This is a genomic window from Variovorax sp. Sphag1AA (assembly GCF_014192575.1).
GTDB lineage: Bacteria > Pseudomonadota > Gammaproteobacteria > Burkholderiales > Burkholderiaceae_C > Variovorax.
The window spans coordinates 194,736-214,084 of the sequence record NZ_JACHYC010000009.1; the positions used below are offsets into that span (position 1 = coordinate 194,736).

A 19,349-nucleotide genomic window follows, 5' to 3' on the forward strand; every position below is an offset into this window, starting at 1 on the left:
TTCAGCCGACCTGCTCGTCGACGATGGTGTTGCGCAGGATGCCGACGCGCTCGACCTCGACTTCGACCACGTCGCCCGGCTTCATCCACAGCGGGGGCGTGCGCTTGGCGCCGACGCCGCCGGGCGTGCCGGTCACGAAGACATCGCCGGCCTGCAGGGGCGCGACCGTCGATGCATAGGCAATCTGCCGCGGGATGCTGTGCAGCATCATGTCGGTGGTGGCGCGCTGTACTTCGGTGCCGTTCAGGCGCGTCACCAGCGAAAGAGTGGCGCCCGCTTCGATCTCGTCGGAGGTCACCATCCAGGGGCCGAAGCCGCCGGTGCGCCAGAAGTTCTTGCCGGGCGCCCATTGGCCGGTGTGTATCTGCCAGTCGCGCACGGAGCCGTCGTTGTAGCAGGCGTAGCCCGCGATGTGGCTCCAGGCATCGGCCTCGGAGATGCGGCGGCCGCCCTTTCCGATGACGATCGCGATCTCGCCTTCATAGTCCAGCTTGACCGATTCCGGCGGCCGCGGGATCGCTTCGCCGTGGCCGACCTGCGAGTCCGCCACGCGCAGGAAGAACATTGGCTTCTCGCTGACTTCGCGGCCGGTTTCGCGCACGTGCTCGCCGTAGTTGAGGCCCGCGCACCAGATCTTGCCGGGGTTCGGGATGACAGGCAGGAAGCGCACGTCGGCGAGCTTCAGTTCGGGCGTGCGGCCCCGGATGGCGGCTGCCGCTGCTGCGAGACCGTCGCCTTCGAGCAGGCTCTTGAGGTCGGCGTAGCGGCCTTCCAGCAGCTTGAAAAGGTCGAAGACGCCGTCGCCGGACGCGACGCCGAAGCTCGCCTTGCCGGCGTGTTCAAAGCTCATGAGTTTCATGGTGTTCCTTGGTCAGAAAAGTGAAAGTTGCTGGGGAGGTTCAGGCGCTGCGCCGCGCGTTGTTCATTGCGTCTGCGTGCGAGCGGCGAAGGGAGCGCGAAGCGCCGCGCCATCTCGCGGCGGCGCGGCATTCAGGAAGGACGGGAGCTCGGGCACCAAGGTCGCAAGCGACTGGAGCACCGCGTGCTCGCCATCGGCGGACGCGGCCGCCGCCACATAGCGGTCGGGCCGCACCACGAGCGCGACGCCGCTCCCTGCGAGCGCAACGAAGGACGCATCGAGGTCGATGACGCTTTCTCGCCGGCCGGCACTGTTCCCCATGGGCTGAAGCTCGATCAGCGTCGAGTCCCGCGGAAACCGCAGTACCGCCCAGCCGGCGCCCAGCATCCGGTCCAGTGCAACGCGATCACCGTTGCCGCGCTGCACCGTAGGCTGCGGCAGCGAACGGCCGACCAGTCCGGCGGCCGCCTTCGGCAAGTCGGCGCCCGGCGGCACCACGCAACCCGACGTGAAGTGCGGCTGCTTCAGAAACTTCATGCCGACCAGCCAGCGCTTGGCGGGCGGAACGATGCCGAGCGCGACGACCGCGATGTCGCGCAACGCGGTGACCAGCGGGTTCGTGCTCATCACCACCTTGCCGATGCGGTGCGAGAGCCGCACCATCTGCTCCGCATGCGGACGGCGTTCCGTCTGGTAGCTGTCGATCAGCAAGTCGGTCGCCTGGCCGCGCACCTGTGCTGCGATCTTCCAGGCCAGGTTGGCCGCATCGCGCACACCGGCGTTGAGCCCCTGCCCTGCGAAGGGCGGCATGAGATGGGCCGCGTCTCCCGCCAGCAGCACGCGGCCGGCGCGGTAGCTCGCGGCGATGCGCTGCTGCGCCACATAGACGGCGGCGCGCCGGATGTCCGATGCCACGATGCGCTGGTACGGCGCGACCAGATCGATGATGAAGGCCGGCTCGGTCACCACCGACGGCTCCTCACCGGGCAGCAGCATGAACTCGTAGCGGCAGCGGCCCTTGACGCCGGGCACCACCACGCAGGGCCGCACGCCGTTGCAGTGGAACTGCGAGAAGCGCTCCGGCTGCCCGGGCGTGTTGAGCACGTCCACCACGATCCACTTCTCGACCTGCGTCGAGCCTTCGAGCGGAATGCCGAGTTGCGTGCGCACCGGGCTACGGCCGCCGTCGCAAGCCACGATCCATTTCGCGCGCACCCGCTGCGGCCCTTCGTTGCCGACGACGAGTTCAGCCTCGACATGCCCCGGGCGTTCGATGATCGCCGCGACTTCGGTTCCGAAGCGCAGATCAATGGCGGTCCGCGTCTGCGCAGCCTCCAGCAGCAGCGCAACGAGGATCGGCTGATCGAACTGAGACTTGGCCGGCTGGCCGAGGCGTGCACTCTTCGCGGCCACTTCCGCCAGCAGTTGCCCCTTGCCACCGAAATAGCGCGCGCCGGTGTCGACCAGCATCTCGGGCAGCAGCTTGTCCAGCACACCGATCTCCGCCATCACGCGAAGCGATTCGTCGGTGATGCTGATGGCGCGTGGCTCGTCCGTGATCGTCGGGTTGCGCTCGGCAAGAACCACCTGCATGCCCTGGTCCGCCAGCAGGTTGGCAGCGGTCAGGCCGATGGGGCCCGCACCGATCACCAGCACGTCGGTGTCGACGCTGTCGTTCATGGAAGTCTCCGGAAATGTTTTGAAGCGCGCGCTCGAGCGGCGTCTTCGTTCAGGCGATGAAGCCCTGGTGTTCGCACAAGGGCAGGTAGTCCTCTCGCACCGGCGCGAAGACGTCGACGTTCAGGGCGCGCTCGTCACCGATCGGCTCGGCGCAATGCGGCACGCCGCCGGGGATGTAGAGCACCGCGGGCGAGACGACGTCGAAGGTCTCGTCGCCGACGAAGAACCGCATCGCGCCGCACAGGACGTAGCTGAGCTGGTCGAAGGGATGCGAATGCGGGCCGATCGTCTTGTAGCCAGGGTCGAACCAGTTGATGGTGGTGACGGCGCCATCGGACCGCAGGCCGGTGCGCGCGAAGCCCGGGCGAACCTCGGTCAGCGGCATCTGGTCCATGCGGAACACGCGCGCGGCGTTCTTCGGGCGGGTGGTGGAGTCGGTCATGGTCGGCACCGGTCGGCTTCAGCGCGCCGCGCGAAAGGCCTTGCGGATGACGCGGCGGCGAATGCGCCACTGGCCGTCTTCCTGCACGTACAGGTCCTCGTAGTCGCCCACCATCAGTGGCGTGGTGTCGACCGCATCAGTGGTCTCGCTGCGGAAGACGCTGGCGTAGAGCGTGCCGCACAGCCCCTCGTCGCTCCACCAGAGGCGGTGATTGGTCTCGACGTGGCGCGAGACGCGCGGTAGTTTGACGCGTTCGGCGCCCCAGGCCGCGATGGCTTCGCGACCCACGAGATCGCGCGGGGGCAGGCCGAGCAGTTCGCCATCGGCGCTGTAGAGTTCATGCAGCGTGTTCGCCGAGCCATGGTCGAGGCGATAGGCGTGGTCGGCGGTCAGTGCCTGGATCTCCAGGCGGAGCTCCACGCTCAGCGTCGGTCGGTCCAGTGTCGCTTGCTCCATTTCAGTCTTCCTCTGTGGCAGTCATCATTCCGAAGCCGGTCATCCATTCGTCGACAGGCCAATACCAGCGGTTCGTCACGCGGTAGCGCCCACGCGACGACAGCGCCGCAAAGGCCGCGAGCCAGGCGCGGATCTCGTGGCCCGAATGGCCGCCGCTGCGCTCGATCCACTCATTGGTCCAGGCATCGGCGTCCGTCAGGCGTCCGGATGCCAGCGTGTCCATCACCTGTGCGTCGAATTCGGGATTGATCTTCTGGAAGGAGGCGCCGCCAAGCGCGTGCGCCCTACCCGCTTCGATGACGCGCTTCTGCCGAAGCGCGCGCGCTTCGGGCGTGGGATTGCGGCCGTCGATCAGGCGCGCGACGACCTCCGGCGGCGCACCTTCGAGACGCGGCACGGGCGGGTCGTGGGACAGGCCGCCGGAAGCGATCATCAGCACGCGCCGGCCCCAACTCGCGACTTCCCGGCCCACTGCTTCGCCTAGCAAGCGCACGCGTTGCATCGGACCGAGCGGCAGCCCGACGGCATTGACGAAGACCGGCACGATCTGCTGCGTGTAGTGCTTGCCGAACAGGAACTCCAGCGGCTGGCTAACGCCGTGATCGACGTGCAAGCGCTCCGACTGGGCGACATCTACGCCCGCCTCCAGCACGGCACGGACCAGTTGGCGAGCCGCCGTGCGATCGACCGGAAGAGGCCCCGGCTCGGTGCCCCAGTCGCCCACCGAGACGGCACCGGAGCCGATGCAGAAGGCCGGCATCATGTCGTAGAAGACACCGTTGAAATGATCGGGCCCGAAGACCACGGTGATCTCGGGATCGAAGTCGCGCACGAAGGCGCGCATCTCGTCCAGCGCAGTCACCACTCCATTGATCGTTTGCGGCCCGGGGTCGTTGATCCCGAAAAGGGGTGAGTGCGACAAGGCACACAAAGCCAGCGTCATTCAGTCCGTCTCCTTGTTTCTCTTCGCGATGACTGAATACTATGACGGTTAAAAGCTACTTGTCAACAAAGAATATATTATTCATGGATAGTAGAATCTCAGCCATGACGACTCTCACCACCGATGCCCCTGTCTTCGAACGGATTCGCCGCGCGATCCTCGAGGGCGACTGGGCGCCCGGGCACAGGCTGGCGCCGGCAGCGTTGTCCGAGCGCTTCGACACCAGCACGACCGTGGTGCGAGAGGCCCTCACCCGCTTGGTCGGAGAGAACCTCGTCGCCGCCAGGACCAATCGCGGCTTCTTCATTCCCGAGTTGGATTTGCAGGAGTTCCGGGACGTCACCGAGCTGCGATGCGTGACCGAGTCGCTGGCCCTGCGCCTGGCCATCGAGCGCGGCGACCTGCAATGGGAGACCAGCCTGATCGCGGCCCATCACCGCCTGACCAGGACGCCTCGCCGCAGCAGCGAGGACCCATCCCGGATCAGCGAGGAGTGGTCGGATGCCCATCGCGCGTTTCACCAGACCCTGATCTCGGCCTGTGGTTGCGAGCCGATGATTCGCGTCGCCAACAACCTTTCCCTGTCCACCGACCTCTATCGCCGGTGGTCCGCGCCAGTGGCGGCAGCCGGCAAGCGCGACGTGGAGAAGGAGCACCGCGAGATCCTTGATGCCGTCCTGAAGCGGGACGCGGACCGCGCTTGCGCCCTGCTGCGTCACCACTTCGAGGAGACCGCGCGAATCGTGGTGAAGTCAGGCCTCGCGGGCTGAGGCACTCGCGGCTTCTCTCATCCCGGCAAGGTCTGCGCCGGCCTTCCTGTCGCCGCTATGGCAACAACGGCAACGAAGAGGCGGAGGTCGTCTTTTCCATCACGCCACCGATGCCTCGAGGCCCCTCGCTAGGGGCGATTCTTCCACCATACCCAGCGAGAGCGACGCGCATAGATTGACCGCCGCATGTTGTCTGGAAAGCCTAGAACTGATGGCCCGCAGACACCTAGATCATCTGTCGTGCCTGATCGCCTACGTCACCATCCGCCTCTACGCCGCGATCAGCGGCCTCACCAGAGTGCCATTCGCGTTGCGCGGACCCACCACAGTGCCTGAGGAGCATCAGTCCTTCGCAGTGGACCGGGATAGGAAGAGTCGAAGCCTAAGCACTAACGGCGTCAGCCTTCGCTCCTTCCCCACCCGCCTCCGAGTGCCTTGTACAGGTCGACCGAGGCGAGAAATCGGTGAATCCGCAACTCCACCGCCTCGTCCAACGCGGTGTAGAGCGTGCGCTGCGAATCCAGGAGCACAAGCAAGGTCTCGGCTCCGGCACGATATCGACTCTCGGCAATGGCCACAGCGCGCTGAGCCTGTTTCACCACTCCGTCCTGCTGCTCGATTTCCTTTTCGTGCGCACGGAGCGCCTGTAGCGCACTCTGGGTTTCGGCGAATGCAGAGACGATGCTCGATCTGTAGCCCGCGAGCACCTCATCCCGACGCGCCACCGACAGGTCCCGCGTTGCCGCGAGCCTTCCGGAATCGAAGATGGGTGCCGCAATGGCGGCAGCCAACGTGTAGATCGGCGACTCGATCAAGTCACGCCAATGTCGTCCACCGGTCCCGATGGCAGCCGAGAGCGAAAGTGAAGGCAGCATGGCGGCGCGTGCCACCGCGATGTCGGCGTCCGCCGCTGCGAGTTGCGCCTCGGCACGCGCTATGTCAGGGCGACGTACGAGAAGATTGGAAGGCAGTTCGTTGTCGAAGGATGGGAGGCGCAGCGATTCGAGCGATCGCAAGCCGGGCGACATGGGCTCTTTGCGCCCAAGCCAGGTTGCGAGTGCGACATTGCTTTCGAGAACCGCTCGCCGCGTCGACTCCAGGGCACGCCGCTGGCTCGCAGTGATGCCACGTTGCTGGGCCAGTTCCAGTGGCGTCGCCGCCCCGGCGCGATTGCGCGCCTCAACCAGTACGAGCAGCCGCTCGGCATCCGCGACATTTCGCTCCGCAATCACCACGCGCTCCTGCATTCCAACGGCTCGTATCCAAGCGATTGCGGTGCCCGCGCTGACAGAAAGACGCACCGCGTCGCGATCGAATTCGGTGGCGCGAAGGCTGGCAACGGCACTAGCGCTCTCCCCGCGCAAGCGGCCCCAGAGATCGACCTCGTAGCTGGTGACCAGAGCGCCCGCGTAGGTGGTCGTTGCATCCGAAGCACCCGACTTGATACGCGCGGTTCGCCCCGCATCCACCCCGAGCGAGATCCCGCTCCAGGACCCCGCGTCGGCATCGTGCACCCGTGCCTCGGCCTGACGTACGCGCGCACCGGCGGCCGCCACATCGAGGTTCTGTGCATTGGCCTCCTCGACCATCGCAGTCAGCTCGGGACTACCGAAGGTTTCCCACCAAGGATCGGCCTCTATCGCAGCGGCGGTGGACTCGGGCGCAGAAGGCGCGCTGCTCGCGCACCCCGTCATCGCGATCGTTGTGGCCAATCCGAGGATGCGCAACATCGCCAGCATCGAACTGCTCTTTTTCATTCGCTCGCCAGTGCAACTACAGGTTCGAGTCCGGCCGCCTGGCGCGCCGGCATGAAGCCGAACACCAATCCCGTGGCCGTTGCGCACAGGAAGGCGCCGACGATGGCGCGCAGCGAGAAGATCGCAGGTACGCCGAGGGCCATCAAAGCGGCCCCGACGCCAAGGCCCAGTGCGACGCCCGCGCTGCCGCCCACCACGGAAACCAGTACGGCCTCGGTGAGGAACTGCCGCAGGATGTCCCTCCGGCGCGCGCCCGTCGCCATGCGAATGCCGATCTCGCGCGTGCGCTCGCGAACCGTCATCAGCATCACGTTCATCACGCCGATGCCACCTACCAGCAGAGAGACTGCGGCAATGAGCGCCAGCAGCAAGGTCATGCTGTCTTCAGTCTTGGCTTTGGCTGCAATGGCAGCCGCTGCATTGCCGATGCGGTAGTCGCGGATGCCATGGCGCTCGAACATGACCGCATCGACCGCCTTTTCTGCATCGTCCACGCTCGCACCGCTTTGCACTGTCATCGCGGTATAGGTGGGCTCTCGCTGGCCAAAGAGCTTGACTCCGGCGGTCGTGAAGGGCATCAGAAGGAGGTCGTCGTAGCTCTGGTCTCCGGCTGCACTCCCTTTCTCGGCCATCACACCGATGACTTGGAACGGTACGTTCTCGATCAGGACATGCTGGCCCACCGGGTTGGGCAAATCCGGCATCAGGTCGCGTGCGAGTTTGTGACCCAGCACCGCCACCGCGGCAAGGTCACGATCGTCCTCTGCGCTGAAGAAGCCGCCCAGGCGCACCGGCCAGTCCTGTACTTCGGGCATCGCAGCACCCGTCCCGCGCACATAGGTCTGCAGATCCTTCTCCCCAAATCGGACCACCTTGTTGCCTGTGACGTTGGGCAAAACGTGAGCCAACTGCGGGATCTCGGTGAGCGCCTGCAGGTCGGCCAGCGTGACGCTTCGTCCGGGAATGCGCGAGCTCGCACCGACAGAGCTCATGTAGAGCAGGTTGGCTCCGAAGGCGCTGGCCTGTGCCACGACCTGTTGCCGCGTGCCCAGCCCGATGGCGACCATCACGATGACCGAAGCCACACCGATCACGATGCCGAGCAGCGTGAGACTGGTGCGGAAGCGGTTGATCCACAGCACACGCCACGCCGCGCGACAGGCGTCGCGCAGTTCGGAGGGAAGCGATGCACCCCGCGTGCGCGTTGCCGGCCGAACTGGCACAGACACAACGGGTGCGGAAACGGTGCTTCCGCTGTCCGCGACGATCTGGCCATCGCGGATCTCCACCACTCGCCTGGCCGCCGCCGCGACCTTGCGGTCGTGGGTGATCACGATCACCGTATGGCCGGCTTCTGCCAGATCACGAAGCAGCGTCATCACGTCTTCGCCGCTCTTCGAATCCAGCGCGCCCGTCGGTTCGTCCGCAAGAATGACGCGGCCTCCGTTCATCAGGGCCCTGGCAATCGACACGCGCTGCTGCTGCCCGCCCGAGAGCTGGTGCGGCCGATGGTCGATGCGGTCACCGAGTCCGAGCCGTTCGAGCAAAGACCGCGCGCGTGCCTTCCGTTGCCCCTCGTGCTGCCCTGCATAGAGCGCGGGCACTTCAACGTTCTCCAGTGCCGATTCAGTTGCGATCAGGTGGTAGCCCTGGAAGACGAAGCCGAAGGCCTCGCGGCGCAGCCACGCGAGCTGATCACGATCGAGTGTGCCCACGTCATGGCCGTTGAAGAGATAGCGACCGGCGCTCGGGCGATCGAGACACCCGAGGATATGCATCAGAGTGGACTTGCCGGAGCCCGAGGCGCCCACGATGGCCACGAACTCGCCGGCCTCGATTTCGAGCGACACACCACGCAGCACCTCGACCTCCGGCGCGCCGCCACGTCCGCCGTAGCGCTTTCGAAGACCCTCGATGGAGATCAGTGACCGGCGATCCACAGCAGCGCTCACCACTGGAATCTCCGCAGCCGGCTTTGCGCCGGCCGTTCGCCTGTGACGAGCAGTTCGCCTTCGGTCAAGCCTTCGAGTACTTCGGCGACAAGGCGATCGCGCACGCCAATGCGGACTTCGCGTGGCTGCGCTTGTCCGTCGGTGCCGAGCACGCGCGCCTTGTAGCGCCCGGGCTTGCCCGCGACCGGCTGCAATGCCGGCAACGGCGCGGTCAGGACATCGCGCGCTGCGGCGGTGACGAAGGAGACCTGCGCGGTCATCTGCGGCATCAACTCGCCATCGGCGTTCGCGACGTCGAACAGCACGGTGTAGAGCACAACCTTGCTCGTGGATGGCGCTAGCGCCGTCCCGGTGGTCTTGCCCTCGGGCTGCTGTGGCGCGGGAAGAACCTGCCGCACCGTGCTGCTCCACTGACGCTTCGGCTGACCGGGCGTCGCGCCCAGCGTCGTGAATTGCACGGGCATGCCGGCGCGAACCCGGCGGATCTCCGCCTCGGACACTTCCGTCCACACGGTCATGAACGAAAGGTCCGCGATGCGCAGCACGTTCGGCGTCTGGTAGGTCGCATTGAGAGTCTGGCCCTCCCGGGCTTCGAGCGAGACCACGGTGCCCGCCATCGGTGCGTGGATGCGGGTGTAGCCGAGTTGCGCGAGGTTGCCTTTGAGCGTCGAATTCGCCTGGTCGATCTGCGCCTTGAGATCGTCGATGCGGGCCGCAGTCCTGTCTCGATCGGCCTCTGCTATCTGGAGATCCTCGTCGCGCGTCGCACCTTCTCGCGACAACTGCATTTGGCGTGCGTGTTGGTGGCGAGCGAGTCGATGGCTGGCTTGCTGATCAGCAAGTTGCGCCTGCAGGCCCGCAAGTTGAGCCCGCGTTGCGTCGACGGTCGCCTGCTGCACCGTGGGGTCGATTTCGACCAGCAATTGGCCCTGTTCGACCACGTCGCCGGCGCGCACGTGCAGACGACGCACCTGCCCCGAGACCTGCGCACCGACCTCGACGTAGCGCCGCGGCTGTAGCGTGCCGATCGCATCCACGGTGGCCTTGATGTCGCCACGGGAGATGGTCGTGGATTCGTAGTGACCTTCGGCCGACGGGCCAAACGCCCAAAGGCCGGCTGCAGACAGCAGCGCGACGGCGCCAGCCCCTGCAGCCAGGCGTTTCACGGAAGCCCGCCGCCCGCGAGGCGCAACGTCCGCGGGCATCGATTCGAAAGAACTCATGCATGGATGACGTTCGAAAGCGCGAATCGGGTAGTCCTGGACCTCGGTCGCCTCTCTCTATAATGAGAATCGTTCTCAATATCATCAGCTTGCCTTTGAGGCCACCTCCTCACGTGTCCGCGCCGCATCATCAGCAATTTCACGATCTGTACGTCGCACACCAGGGTTGGTTGCGTGGTTGGCTCTACGGGCGCGTGCGCTGCGGCTTCACCGCCTCCGATCTGACGCAAGACACCTTCGTCAACCTGATGGAGCAGCCAACGCCGCCGGTGCTGCGACAGCCCCGCGCCTTCCTGCAGGTCGTCGCGAGCAGGCTGATGATCAATCGGTTCCGCCGTATGACGATCGAGGCGGAGGTGCTGCGCACCGTGGGGCGGCTTGCGGAGGAGAACCAGGCGGCCAGCGCGGAGGACGTCGCATCACATCGCCAATTGCTCGGCCAGGTGCTCGCGATGCTCGCGCATGAGGTCGACGTGAAGAGCCGTACCGCGTTCCTGATGGCAAGGGTAGACGGCCTCTCCTACCGTGAGATCGCCGAGCACCTGCAGGTGTCGGAGACGCGCGTCAAGCAGTATCTCGCCAAGGTGCTCCTGCATTTCCATACCCGGCTCGCGAATGCCAACGCAGTGCCGGCGTCCCGTCATGACTGACGCGGCGCTCGCCTCGCACCACATCGCCAGCATCGAGGAGCAGGCCGCCAACTGGGTGGTAATGCTGGACGATGAAGTTGTCGATGCCTCAACGCGTGCGGCCTGCGATCGTTGGTGCGCACAGGACCCGCGCCACGCCCAGGCACTGGAAGCAATGCGCCGCATGTGGCAGGCGGTCAATCCCGACACACCCCTGCCGCGAACCAACGCGCTTCAGAAGCCTACGGTGCGGCGGGTGGCCGGTTTGCTGGTTGTATTGCCGTGCGCAATCTGGATCGCCCAGTCCCTTCCGTGGCGCTACTGGTTGGCGGACGAGCGCACCGCGGTCGGCGAGACACGTGAGCTCACTCTTGCCGATGGCAGCCACATCACCCTGAACAGTGACAGTGCGGTTGACGTCGACCTGCGGGACGGCAAGCGCCGCGTGCGCCTGCGCCGCGGTGAGGTCTATGTCGAAGTGGCGCAAGGTGCGGCCCCCTTCGCGGTGATCGACCGCGACGGCGCGGCGGTCGCCCTCGGCACGCGCTACGCGGTGCGGCGCGACGAGCACGACACGCTGGTCACGGTCGATGAATCCCGCGTGCAGTTGCGCCCCCGTGAAGCACGCGACGCCGGTGTCGTCGTCGCCGCCGGCCAGCAGGCGCGCTTTGACCGGCAAGGTGTGACCATGCCGGTGGCCGATGCCGCACCAGGCGCGCTGGCGTGGCGGCAAGGGCGCCTTGTGTTCCAGGATGTGCCGGCACGCGAGGTGCTCCGCGAGTTGGCGCGCTATCGGCCAGGCGTCCTGCTGATCGACGATGAAGCGTTGGAGGGCCTGCGCTTTACCGGAGTGCTACCCACCACCCAGAGCGACCAGGCTCTGGCCCTGCTTGCGAGCGCGCTGCCGCTGCGTATTTCACGGGTCTCGCCTTGGCTGGTGCGCGTGACAGCCAGCGACTCGTCCTCCAGGAGCCCCACGGTTCGCTGAAAAATTTCTTATCCGCCCTACCCGATCGCGCGTCCCGATTGTCATTGCTGGTGAAGAGGAGTTCACGCAATGACAAGAGGATTGAAATGACGTATCGACATTCACGCGGCCGGGTTTGCCGTTCGCTCCTGCGCCTTTCCGCGCTCACACTCGCCTGCGGCATGCTCGGCGGGACCGCCTGGGCACAAACGGCCCTTCCGGCCGACCAGGATGCCATCGAATGGCATCAGCCCGCTCAGCCGATGGGCAATGCCATCACCGCACTGGCATTGCGCACCGGCCTGCAGATCGGTGTGGATGCGGATGCGGTGCGCGGCAAGCAGGCGCCGGCGCTCGAAGGCCGCCTCACCGCGCGGCAGGCGCTGCTGGCGCTGCTCGAAGGCAGTGGCCTCGAAGCAGTCCGCGGTTCGTCGGGCAGCTACACGATCAGGCCCGCAACGCCGGCACCCGTGCGTGCGAACCCCACAACCGGCGAAGAAGCGGCCGGCGGATCGCTGCCAACGGTGACCGTCGCGGCCGGACGCGACACCGTCACCGAAGGCACCGGTTCCTTCACCACCGACTCGCCGATCCGCACCGCCGCAGGTCTGCCGCTGACATTGCGCGAGACGCCGCAGTCGGTCACCGTCATCACGCGCCAGCGCATGGACGACCAGGGCATCAGCCAGGTGAGCGATGTGCTGCGGCGCACGCCGGGGATCAGCTTCGTGCAAAACGGCAATTCGGGAAGCGACAGCAACTCGGTGTACTCGCGCGGCTTCATGGTCGAGAACTTCCAGATCGACGGGATCCCCCAAGCGGGAACGGCATCGGGCAGCTGGCTCCAGCAGACCGGAGACCTCGCCCCCTACGACCGCGTCGAGGTGGTGCGCGGCGCCACGGGTCTTCTCAACGGCGTCGGCACGCCGGCCGCGACGATCAACCTGGTGCGCAAGCGCCCGACGGCCGAATTCCAGGCCAACGCGTCAATCAGCGCGGGTTCATGGAACTACTACCGAGGCGAGGTCGACATCGGCGGTCCGATCAACGAGAGCGGAACGGTGCGCGGGCGCATCGTCGCCGCGGTGCAGGACAACGAATCCTGGATCGACCGCTACAAGGAACAGAAGCAGATCTTCTACGGCATCGTGGAGGCCGACCTGACGCCGGCGACCCGCCTGACGGCAGGCGTCAACATTCAGCAGCACGACAGCGACAGTTCTGCCCGCAGCGGCCTGCCGCTCTTTTTCAGCGACGGCTCGCTCGCCAACTTCGATCGGTCGGCAAATGCAGCGGCGAGCTGGGCACATTCCTACCAGGACCAGAGCCAGTACTTCCTGGCCGTCGACCACCGCTTCGACAACGGCTGGACCGCGCATGCCGCCTTCAACCGCTCGGAGCGCGCCTATGACGACGTGATCGGCTATGCAGCGCGCGGCTATGTGAACCGCACCACCGGAGCGGGCCTTTCGCTGTGGCCCACCCGCTGGAACTCCGAGCCGGTGCAGAACGCGGCCGACTTCCACGCCACCGGGCCGTTCGAGCTGTTCGGCCGACGACACGACCTGGTGCTCGGCTACAACATCTCGCGCACCGTGGATCGCCCCCCGAGCTATACGAACTGGTACATCCCAGGCTACGACTCGTCGATTCCGAACTTCTATCTCTGGAACGGCGACTATCCGGCTGAGCCTTTCAATCCGCAGACCGGTACCAACGAAACGGCCACCAACCAGTCGGGGGCGTACGCCACGGTACGCCTGCGGCCCACTGACGCACTGTCGGTCATCCTTGGCGCACGGGTCAGCGACTGGAGCGAGCGCAAGCGCAGCATTCCGTTCAGCGGCAAGGCAACGTTCAGCTCGCGAAGCGAGAACGGCGTGGTCACGCCGTACGCAGGCGTGGTGTACGACCTGACCGATCACTGGTCGGTCTACACAAGCTACACCGACATCTTCAAGCCGCAAACCAGCAAGGACCTGAGCGGCAACACTCTCGATCCTCTCGAAGGCAAGGCCTACGAGGCCGGGGTCAAGGGCTCGTTCTACGAGGACCAACTCAACGTCAGCGCCGCAGTCTTCCAGACCGACCAGGACAACCTTGCGGTCGCGCTGCCGGGGCAGTTCGCGCCTGACGGTTCCGCGGCATACCGCGCGGCCCGTGGCACGCGATCGCGCGGCTACGAGCTGGAAGCCGCCGGCGAGCTGATGCGCGACTGGCAAATAGGCGCCGGGTTCTCGCGCAGTGTGGCGCGCGATGCGGACGGCGTGCGCCTGAACACGCAGGTGCCAGGGCAGCTTTTCAGGCTCTTCACCACCTATCGCATCGCGAGCATCGGCAATGGGCTCACGGTGGGAGGCGGCGTCAACTGGCAGAGCGAGACCTACAGCAGCAACCTGGGCCCGAGCGGCAAGGCGCGCTTCACGCAGCCGAGCTACGGCACGCTCGACCTGATGGCGCGCTATCAGATCAACAAGCAACTCTCGATGTCGGTATCGCTGAACAACGTGTTCGACAAGACCTACTACACGAGCACCACCAGCAGCTTCTACGGCGCGCCGCGAAACGTGCAGGTCACGCTGCGGGGCACCTTCTGAGCACCCCCTCCACCCCTCCCTGAAAGGATTCACCCATGCATCTCAAACGCATCTGGTTCACCCTCGCCCTCGCGATTTCAAGCGCGGCCCACGCTCACTTCGTCTGGCTGGAGCAGTCGCCTGATGGCGGCGAAGCCAAGGCCTATTTCGGCGAGTGGGCGGAGGATCTGCGCGAAACCGAGACAGGCCACCTCAAGCTGATCGCCGCGCCACGCGCCGTCGATGCCCAAGGCAAGCAGGCGCCCGCAACGCGACGTGCCGACCATTTCGAGGTCAAGGCCGGTGCGAGCGGCGACGCACGCCTGATAGGCGCCTACGTGAATGACAAGGGCGTGGCCAGTCTCTACCAGGCACGCGCGGGACGCAACGAAACCGTCGCACGCAATGCACTCGAGCTGGTCCCAGAGGCCCCCGGCAGCAACAGCTTCACGCTGGTCCTCGACGGCAAGCCTCTCCCGAAGACCAAGGTGGTCCTCTTTGGGCCACCGAAGTGGGAGAAGAGCTTCTACAGCGATGACGCAGGCAAGCTTGCGCTGCAGACGCCCTGGCCTGGCCAGTACGTGGCCGAGGTCTCGCATACCGACACGAATGCCGGCGGCACCTGGGACGGCAAGCCCTATGTGCAGACCCGTCACGTCGCGACCTTGAGCTTCATCGTCAAATGACGCAGCACGCACGCGACGTGTCACCCATGCGCCGCCACCGCTGGATTTCGCATGGAAGCGAGGGCCTGCACTACAGGCTCGCGGTCGCGTCGCGTGCGATCGCCGCGATCGCAGGCGGGTACGCGCTCAGCGCGCTGACGGCGGCGGCACTGGCGCTGTGGTTGCCGCTATCCCGCATTGAAGCGGCGCTCACCGGCACGCTGCTCTCCTTCGTTGTCTATGTGTGCGCGGTCATGTGGGTGTTCGCGGCGCGCAACGCGTGGCACGCCTGGTTCGGCATCTCCGTGCCGATCGCAGTGCTCGGTGCCCTCATGCTGGCAAGTCATGCAGGAAGCGGCTCATGAAGGAAAGTTTTCGCCAGTCGATGGCCTGGCTGCACACCTGGTCCGGCCTCCTGGTGGGCTGGGTCCTGTTCCTCATCTTCGCGGCGGGCACCGCCTCCTACTATCGCGACGAGATCACCTTCTGGATGAAGCCCGAGTTGCATGGCGTCATGGGCACGAAGGTGCCGCAACCGCAGGCGCTCGCAAACGCGGTGGAGTTCCTGCAGAAGCGCGGGCCGGACAGTCCTCGCTGGTTCATCACCCTGCCGAGCGATCGCGAACCTTCGGTGAGGATGTTCTGGAGCCACGCGGCACCACCGGCGCCATCCGGTGAAAAGCGCCAGCGCGCGCGCTTCGAGAACGCGGCCATCGACCCGCAAAGCGGCGAGGCACTGAGCGCCGCGCGCGAGACGCGAGGGGGCGAGTTCATCTACCGCCTGCACTTCGACCTGCACTACATGCCGGTGATCTGGGCGCGCTGGATCGTGGGCTTCTGTGCCATGTTCATGCTGGTCGCGATCATCAGCGGCATCGTGACGCACAAGCGCATCTTCAAGGACTTCTTCACCTTCCGCCCGAAGAAGGGCCAGCGCTCCTGGCTCGATGCGCACAATGCGACAGCCGTCCTTGCCCTGCCCTATCACCTGATGATCACGTACACCGGACTGGTGACGTTGATGTTCATGTACATGCCGTGGGGCCCCCAGGTGGCCTACAAGGAGCATGGCGGCATCGACGCATTCTTCGAGGAGGTCTTTCCTTCCGGCGGGCCGCGCGATGCGAAGCCGTCCGGCACCCCGGCCGTGCTCGCACCGCTCGCACCGATGCTCACGCAAGCCACTGCGCACTGGAATGGAGCCCCGGCCGGCCGCGTGGTGGTGAGCCACCCCAACGACGCTCACGCGACCGTCGCCATCACGCGCCAGGAAGGCCGCGGCATGTCGCAGAACCAGCCTTCGATGCTGTTCGACGGCGTGAGCGGCGCGCTGCTGTCGACCTCGGGTGATGAACCGCAGGCCGCCGCGCAGACCCGCGGCGTGCTGTATGGCCTGCACATCGGGCGATTCGCCGATCCTTTGCTACGCGCGCTCTTCTTCGTTTCGGGCCTGGCGGGTTGCCTGATGGTTGCAACCGGACTCTTGCTATGGGCGGTGAAGGAGAGGCAGAAGTACGCCAAAGTGCTGAAGCACGGCGGTCGCGTCGGCTTCGGCTTGCGTCTGGTGGATGCGCTCAATCTCGGCACCATCGCAGGGGTGCCGATCGCCTTCGGCGCCTACTTCTGGGCCAACCGATTGCTTCCGGTCGGCATCGAGCAACGCGCCACGATCGAGATCCGCTGGTTCTTCATCGCATGGGGCGCGGCTGTGGTTGCGGGTCTCGTGCGTCCGACAAGACGGATGTGGCAGGTCCAACTTGCAATTGGCGCGCTGCTGTTCGGCGGCATCCCGTTGCTCAATGCCCTGACTACGCGCACCCACCTCGGCGTGGCCATCGCGGAGGGACTCTGGTCGGTGGCAGCCTTTGATCTGGTGATGCTCGCGCTCGGGATCGCGCTGGGCGTGACAGCGCGTTCTGCCGGCCGAGTTCAATCGCGTGCGAAGCCTGTCTCACGGCCGGTGGAGGCGACGCCATGAGCACGCTGCTGCTGAGCTGTGCTGCCTTCATTGGGGCACTGAGCGGCTTCCTGGCGCTGTCCCTTGCGATGGACCGGCACCACGAAGACGCCTATGGCCGTGGCAGCACTCCGGGTGGGCGGCGACCCTGGCTTCGTGGTGTGGGCATCGTGCTGCTCCTTGCGTCGCTCGCAACCAGTCTCACCCTGGAAGGCCGCAATCAAGGGTGGGTGCTTTGGGCCGGCGTCCTCACCTGTGCGGCGCTGACTGTTGCGGTCATCCTGTGCTACTGGCCCGAGCGGGCCTTCTGCATCGGCGCCCTCGGGGCCCTGACGAGCGTCGGATGCGGCGTAGTCTGGTGGGCTCTTATCGAACCAACGAATGCTGATTCGCACACCGAGCGAGCCACCGGTCCCAACTCCCTCGCTATTGCGCAATCATGCGGCCGGCAGTCACTCCCCTGCGTGATGATTGGTCGCAGTTGAGGATCAGGACCTTGCCAGTTCCGTCCTCAAGGCCTGAGCGAGAGGTGCCCATACCGGACCTCCTTCGTTCGGTGGGCTTGCGCCCCACGCAAGCAAGAATCCGCATCCTTGGCGCCATTCAGGCCTGTGGTTCCGAATCAATTTCGGCCGAGGAACTCGCGCGACGACTGCTGTTGAAAGGCGGAAAGGGGGTCACAACGGGGACACTGTATCGATCGCTTCACGACCTGCGCACGAGCGGACTCGTAGCATGCGAATGGTACGGAGCTCGCAAGTCCCTCTACTGCTCCCGCAGGCCTACAGAGCGCCTGCTCCGGCAACCGGACAAGGACTCGGCGATTTCGCGCGGGAGCAGGGCTCCCGCCGAGTTTGAGAGTGCTTTCCGATGTGTGCAACGAGCGCACGACCGACTGACTGAAATCAACGACCTCGGACCAATCGGTCATGAGGTTCGGAAGCTGCTCGTTGAGGCTACGGTGAAGCTGTCGGAGTTTGAGGCGAGTCAGTACTGCAAACCAGTGGGGATCGCCACGTGAATCGCGAAGGGATCCGTTGCAGGATTGATGCAGCAATCGATGCGAGCAACAACTCGGTTCTCGGGCTACTCGAGTTCGAGCGGAATGCTCGCTATGTTGATCTTGGGATCCCTGGACTTCAGTGAAACCAGCGCGCAACGATGCTCCATTGCGTCCAAACTAGTTCGGCGTGAGTCGATACAAGCCGCCCTCGTGGGCGTCCTCGATCAACCACAGCGCGCCATCCGGCGCCTGTTCGACGTCGCGGACGCGGAAGCCGACCGTCCAGTGCTCGGCTGGTGTCGCGGTCGAGCCATGCACCTCGATCCTATGCAGGGCGCGGCTTATGAGGCCGGTCGCGAAAGCAGAGCCCTTCCACTGCGGAAACATCGCGCCGCTATAGAACATCAGGTTGCCGGGCGCGAGGACAGGCGTCCAGTAGATCACGGGCTTGGCGAGGTCGGGGCGCGTGTCGGGACTTGCAATGGGCACGCCGTCGTAGTTCACCGCATAGGAAACGAGCGGCCAACCGTAGTTCTTGCCCGGCTCGATCAGGTTGAGTTCGTCGCCGCCGCGCGGCCCATGCTCGAGTTCCCAAAGGCGGCCATCCGGCGCGAACGCGAGGCCGTAGGGCGTGCGATGCCCCGAGGTCCATGTTTCGGACGGCGTCAGATTGGGCCCGTCAAAAACATACGTGCTCACGACCGGCGCGGTCTTGGCAGCCTCCGTATCCCTTGGCGGATCGATCACCGGGACCGACCGTGCACCGGTCTTGCCCTCCATGGGGTTGCCGGGTGCAGGCTTGCCGTCCAAGGTCAACCGCAAGATCTTGCCGGCCGGTTGGTTCGGGTCCTGGGCGGGGGTGAAGCGCTGCCGATCGCCGACCGTGAGGAAAAGACAGTCCTGGTCCGGCGAAAAAGCTACTGCAGCGCCGACCTGGCCCCCCTTGCCCTTGATCGGGTCGCGCCAGATGACCTTCAGGTCCTCCAGCGAGGCGGTTCCGGTGCCGATCTTGAGCGTCGCGCGGGCGAGCGCCAGGCTCGAGGTGCCCGGGTCCTGCCCGGGCTCCGAATAGGTCAGGTAGATCGTCCCATCGCTCGAATAGGACGGGGATAGGTAAACGCCAAGCAGGCCGTTCTGATTCTGGTACAGCACCGGTGGCACGCCGGTGACTTCGACTTTCTGCCCAGATTGGGTCGCGAGGAAGAGCTTGCCGATCTTCTCGGTGACCAGCATGCGTCCGTCTGGCAGAAAAGCGATGCGCCACGGCAGATCGAACTGCGCAACCTTCGCGAGCTTGAACGGAGGCGATGGGTTCGGGGGCAGGGTTCCGGCGTTGATCTGCGCAACCACAGGCGTTGCACCGAGGAGCAACGAAGGAATAAGTCCGAACTTGGAGAGGTGCATGCTTCGCTCGTCAGTGGCTAGTCCAAAGAGTATCCGGCGAGCGTGAAAGCGGTGCCGAGCAGCGGA

Annotated in this window: 18 protein-coding genes; 9 read left to right on the forward strand and 9 right to left on the reverse strand. The window is 65.6% G+C overall.

Annotated features, from left to right (window positions below):
* Position 1 precedes the first annotated feature (1 nt).
* From FHW64_RS30640 to FHW64_RS30660, 5 genes are all read right to left on the reverse strand, one after another.
* Positions 2–859 carry a fumarylacetoacetate hydrolase family protein gene (locus FHW64_RS30640; protein WP_184532481.1) on the reverse strand — a complete coding sequence of 286 codons (858 nt, stop codon included), beginning with the start codon at positions 857–859 and terminating at the stop codon, positions 2–4.
* A gap of 63 nt (positions 860–922) precedes the next feature.
* Positions 923–2,539, reverse strand: coding sequence for an FAD-dependent monooxygenase (locus tag FHW64_RS30645; protein ID WP_184532483.1), 1,617 nt, complete (start codon positions 2,537–2,539; stop codon positions 923–925).
* A 49-nt stretch (positions 2,540–2,588) separates the two neighbouring features.
* Positions 2,589–2,981: a cupin domain-containing protein gene (locus FHW64_RS30650; RefSeq protein WP_184532485.1), complete on the reverse strand. Its 393-nt coding sequence runs from the start codon at positions 2,979–2,981 to the stop codon at positions 2,589–2,591.
* Positions 2,982–2,999: 18 nt separating this feature from the next.
* Complete coding sequence (locus tag FHW64_RS30655) at positions 3,000–3,437, reverse strand: nuclear transport factor 2 family protein (protein ID WP_184532487.1); 438 nt, start codon at positions 3,435–3,437, stop codon at positions 3,000–3,002.
* Between the two features lies 1 nt (position 3,438).
* Positions 3,439–4,380, reverse strand: coding sequence for a 3-carboxyethylcatechol 2,3-dioxygenase (locus FHW64_RS30660; RefSeq protein WP_184532489.1), 942 nt, complete (start codon positions 4,378–4,380; stop codon positions 3,439–3,441).
* Positions 4,381–4,484: 104 nt separating this feature from the next.
* Between FHW64_RS30660 and FHW64_RS30665 the strand changes: the two genes are divergently transcribed.
* A complete protein-coding gene (locus FHW64_RS30665; RefSeq protein ID WP_184532491.1) occupies positions 4,485–5,150 on the forward strand; it encodes a GntR family transcriptional regulator in 666 nt (221 codons plus the stop codon).
* 398 nt (positions 5,151–5,548) lie between these two features.
* On the opposite strand, the gene FHW64_RS30670 is transcribed toward FHW64_RS30665, so the two are convergent.
* Genes FHW64_RS30670 through FHW64_RS30680 form a run of 3 tightly spaced genes read right to left on the reverse strand, consistent with a single transcriptional unit; the run spans position 5,549 to position 10,064 of the window.
* Complete coding sequence (locus FHW64_RS30670; protein WP_184532493.1) at positions 5,549–6,907, reverse strand: efflux transporter outer membrane subunit; 1,359 nt, start codon at positions 6,905–6,907, stop codon at positions 5,549–5,551.
* Positions 6,904–8,859: a MacB family efflux pump subunit gene (locus FHW64_RS30675; RefSeq protein WP_184532495.1), complete on the reverse strand. Its 1,956-nt coding sequence runs from the start codon at positions 8,857–8,859 to the stop codon at positions 6,904–6,906. Before FHW64_RS30675 ends, FHW64_RS30670 begins: the two co-directional genes overlap by 4 nt.
* Positions 8,856–10,064 (reverse strand): efflux RND transporter periplasmic adaptor subunit, encoded by a 1,209-nt coding sequence (locus FHW64_RS30680; protein WP_184532596.1) that lies wholly within the window; start codon positions 10,062–10,064, stop codon positions 8,856–8,858. Before FHW64_RS30680 ends, FHW64_RS30675 begins: the two co-directional genes overlap by 4 nt.
* Positions 10,065–10,144: 80 nt before the next feature.
* On the opposite strand from FHW64_RS30680, the gene FHW64_RS30685 reads away from it, so the two are divergent.
* From FHW64_RS30685 to FHW64_RS34940, 8 genes are all read left to right on the forward strand, one after another.
* Positions 10,145–10,732 (forward strand): sigma-70 family RNA polymerase sigma factor, encoded by a 588-nt coding sequence (locus FHW64_RS30685; protein ID WP_184532497.1) that lies wholly within the window; start codon positions 10,145–10,147, stop codon positions 10,730–10,732.
* A complete protein-coding gene (locus tag FHW64_RS30690) occupies positions 10,725–11,699 on the forward strand; it encodes a FecR family protein (protein ID WP_184532499.1) in 975 nt (324 codons plus the stop codon). Before FHW64_RS30685 ends, FHW64_RS30690 begins: the two co-directional genes overlap by 8 nt.
* Before the next feature lie 86 nt (positions 11,700–11,785).
* Entirely contained in the window at positions 11,786–14,275 is a 2,490-nt protein-coding gene (locus FHW64_RS30695; RefSeq protein WP_184532502.1) for a TonB-dependent receptor, read from the forward strand.
* A gap of 35 nt (positions 14,276–14,310) precedes the next feature.
* Positions 14,311–14,940 (forward strand): DUF4198 domain-containing protein, encoded by a 630-nt coding sequence (locus tag FHW64_RS30700; protein ID WP_184532504.1) that lies wholly within the window; start codon positions 14,311–14,313, stop codon positions 14,938–14,940.
* Entirely contained in the window at positions 14,937–15,284 is a 348-nt protein-coding gene (locus tag FHW64_RS30705; RefSeq protein WP_409350660.1) for a DUF3649 domain-containing protein, read from the forward strand. Before FHW64_RS30700 ends, FHW64_RS30705 begins: the two co-directional genes overlap by 4 nt.
* Positions 15,281–16,897 (forward strand): PepSY domain-containing protein, encoded by a 1,617-nt coding sequence (locus FHW64_RS30710; protein WP_184532507.1) that lies wholly within the window; start codon positions 15,281–15,283, stop codon positions 16,895–16,897. Before FHW64_RS30705 ends, FHW64_RS30710 begins: the two co-directional genes overlap by 4 nt.
* On the forward strand, positions 16,894–17,361 hold the full coding sequence (locus tag FHW64_RS30715; protein WP_184532509.1) for a DUF3325 domain-containing protein: 468 nt from the start codon (positions 16,894–16,896) through the stop codon (positions 17,359–17,361). The genes FHW64_RS30710 and FHW64_RS30715 overlap by 4 nt, the downstream gene beginning before the upstream one ends.
* Entirely contained in the window at positions 17,316–17,897 is a 582-nt protein-coding gene (locus FHW64_RS34940) for a transcriptional repressor (protein WP_409350661.1), read from the forward strand. The genes FHW64_RS30715 and FHW64_RS34940 overlap by 46 nt, the downstream gene beginning before the upstream one ends.
* Before the next feature lie 159 nt (positions 17,898–18,056).
* Here FHW64_RS34940 and FHW64_RS30720 read toward each other — a convergent pair whose 3' ends face one another.
* Complete coding sequence (locus FHW64_RS30720) at positions 18,057–19,283, reverse strand: PQQ-dependent sugar dehydrogenase (RefSeq protein ID WP_184532511.1); 1,227 nt, start codon at positions 19,281–19,283, stop codon at positions 18,057–18,059.
* Positions 19,284–19,349 lie beyond the last annotated feature (66 nt).

What these genes read in the sequence shown, in the direction of transcription:
- FHW64_RS34940 (WP_409350661.1), top strand. Translation starts at nt 17,316, where the DNA reads ATGCGGCCGGCAGTCACTCCCCTGCGTGATGATTGGTCGCAGTTGAGG.
- FHW64_RS30670 (WP_184532493.1), bottom strand. Translation starts at nt 6,907, where the DNA reads ATGAAAAAGAGCAGTTCGATGCTGGCGATGTTGCGCATCCTCGGATTG.
- FHW64_RS30710 (WP_184532507.1), top strand. Translation starts at nt 15,281, where the DNA reads ATGAAGGAAAGTTTTCGCCAGTCGATGGCCTGGCTGCACACCTGGTCC.
- FHW64_RS30645 (WP_184532483.1), bottom strand. Translation starts at nt 2,539, where the DNA reads ATGAACGACAGCGTCGACACCGACGTGCTGGTGATCGGTGCGGGCCCC.
- FHW64_RS30650 (WP_184532485.1), bottom strand. Translation starts at nt 2,981, where the DNA reads ATGACCGACTCCACCACCCGCCCGAAGAACGCCGCGCGCGTGTTCCGC.
- FHW64_RS30680 (WP_184532596.1), bottom strand. Translation starts at nt 10,064, where the DNA reads ATGCCCGCGGACGTTGCGCCTCGCGGGCGGCGGGCTTCCGTGAAACGC.
- FHW64_RS30690 (WP_184532499.1), top strand. Translation starts at nt 10,725, where the DNA reads ATGACTGACGCGGCGCTCGCCTCGCACCACATCGCCAGCATCGAGGAG.
- FHW64_RS30715 (WP_184532509.1), top strand. Translation starts at nt 16,894, where the DNA reads ATGAGCACGCTGCTGCTGAGCTGTGCTGCCTTCATTGGGGCACTGAGC.
- FHW64_RS30665 (WP_184532491.1), top strand. Translation starts at nt 4,485, where the DNA reads ATGACGACTCTCACCACCGATGCCCCTGTCTTCGAACGGATTCGCCGC.
- FHW64_RS30640 (WP_184532481.1), bottom strand. Translation starts at nt 859, where the DNA reads ATGAAACTCATGAGCTTTGAACACGCCGGCAAGGCGAGCTTCGGCGTC.
- FHW64_RS30720 (WP_184532511.1), bottom strand. Translation starts at nt 19,283, where the DNA reads ATGCACCTCTCCAAGTTCGGACTTATTCCTTCGTTGCTCCTCGGTGCA.
- FHW64_RS30685 (WP_184532497.1), top strand. Translation starts at nt 10,145, where the DNA reads ATGAGAATCGTTCTCAATATCATCAGCTTGCCTTTGAGGCCACCTCCT.
- FHW64_RS30660 (WP_184532489.1), bottom strand. Translation starts at nt 4,380, where the DNA reads ATGACGCTGGCTTTGTGTGCCTTGTCGCACTCACCCCTTTTCGGGATC.
- FHW64_RS30705 (WP_409350660.1), top strand. Translation starts at nt 14,937, where the DNA reads ATGACGCAGCACGCACGCGACGTGTCACCCATGCGCCGCCACCGCTGG.
- FHW64_RS30700 (WP_184532504.1), top strand. Translation starts at nt 14,311, where the DNA reads ATGCATCTCAAACGCATCTGGTTCACCCTCGCCCTCGCGATTTCAAGC.
- FHW64_RS30695 (WP_184532502.1), top strand. Translation starts at nt 11,786, where the DNA reads ATGACGTATCGACATTCACGCGGCCGGGTTTGCCGTTCGCTCCTGCGC.
- FHW64_RS30655 (WP_184532487.1), bottom strand. Translation starts at nt 3,437, where the DNA reads ATGGAGCAAGCGACACTGGACCGACCGACGCTGAGCGTGGAGCTCCGC.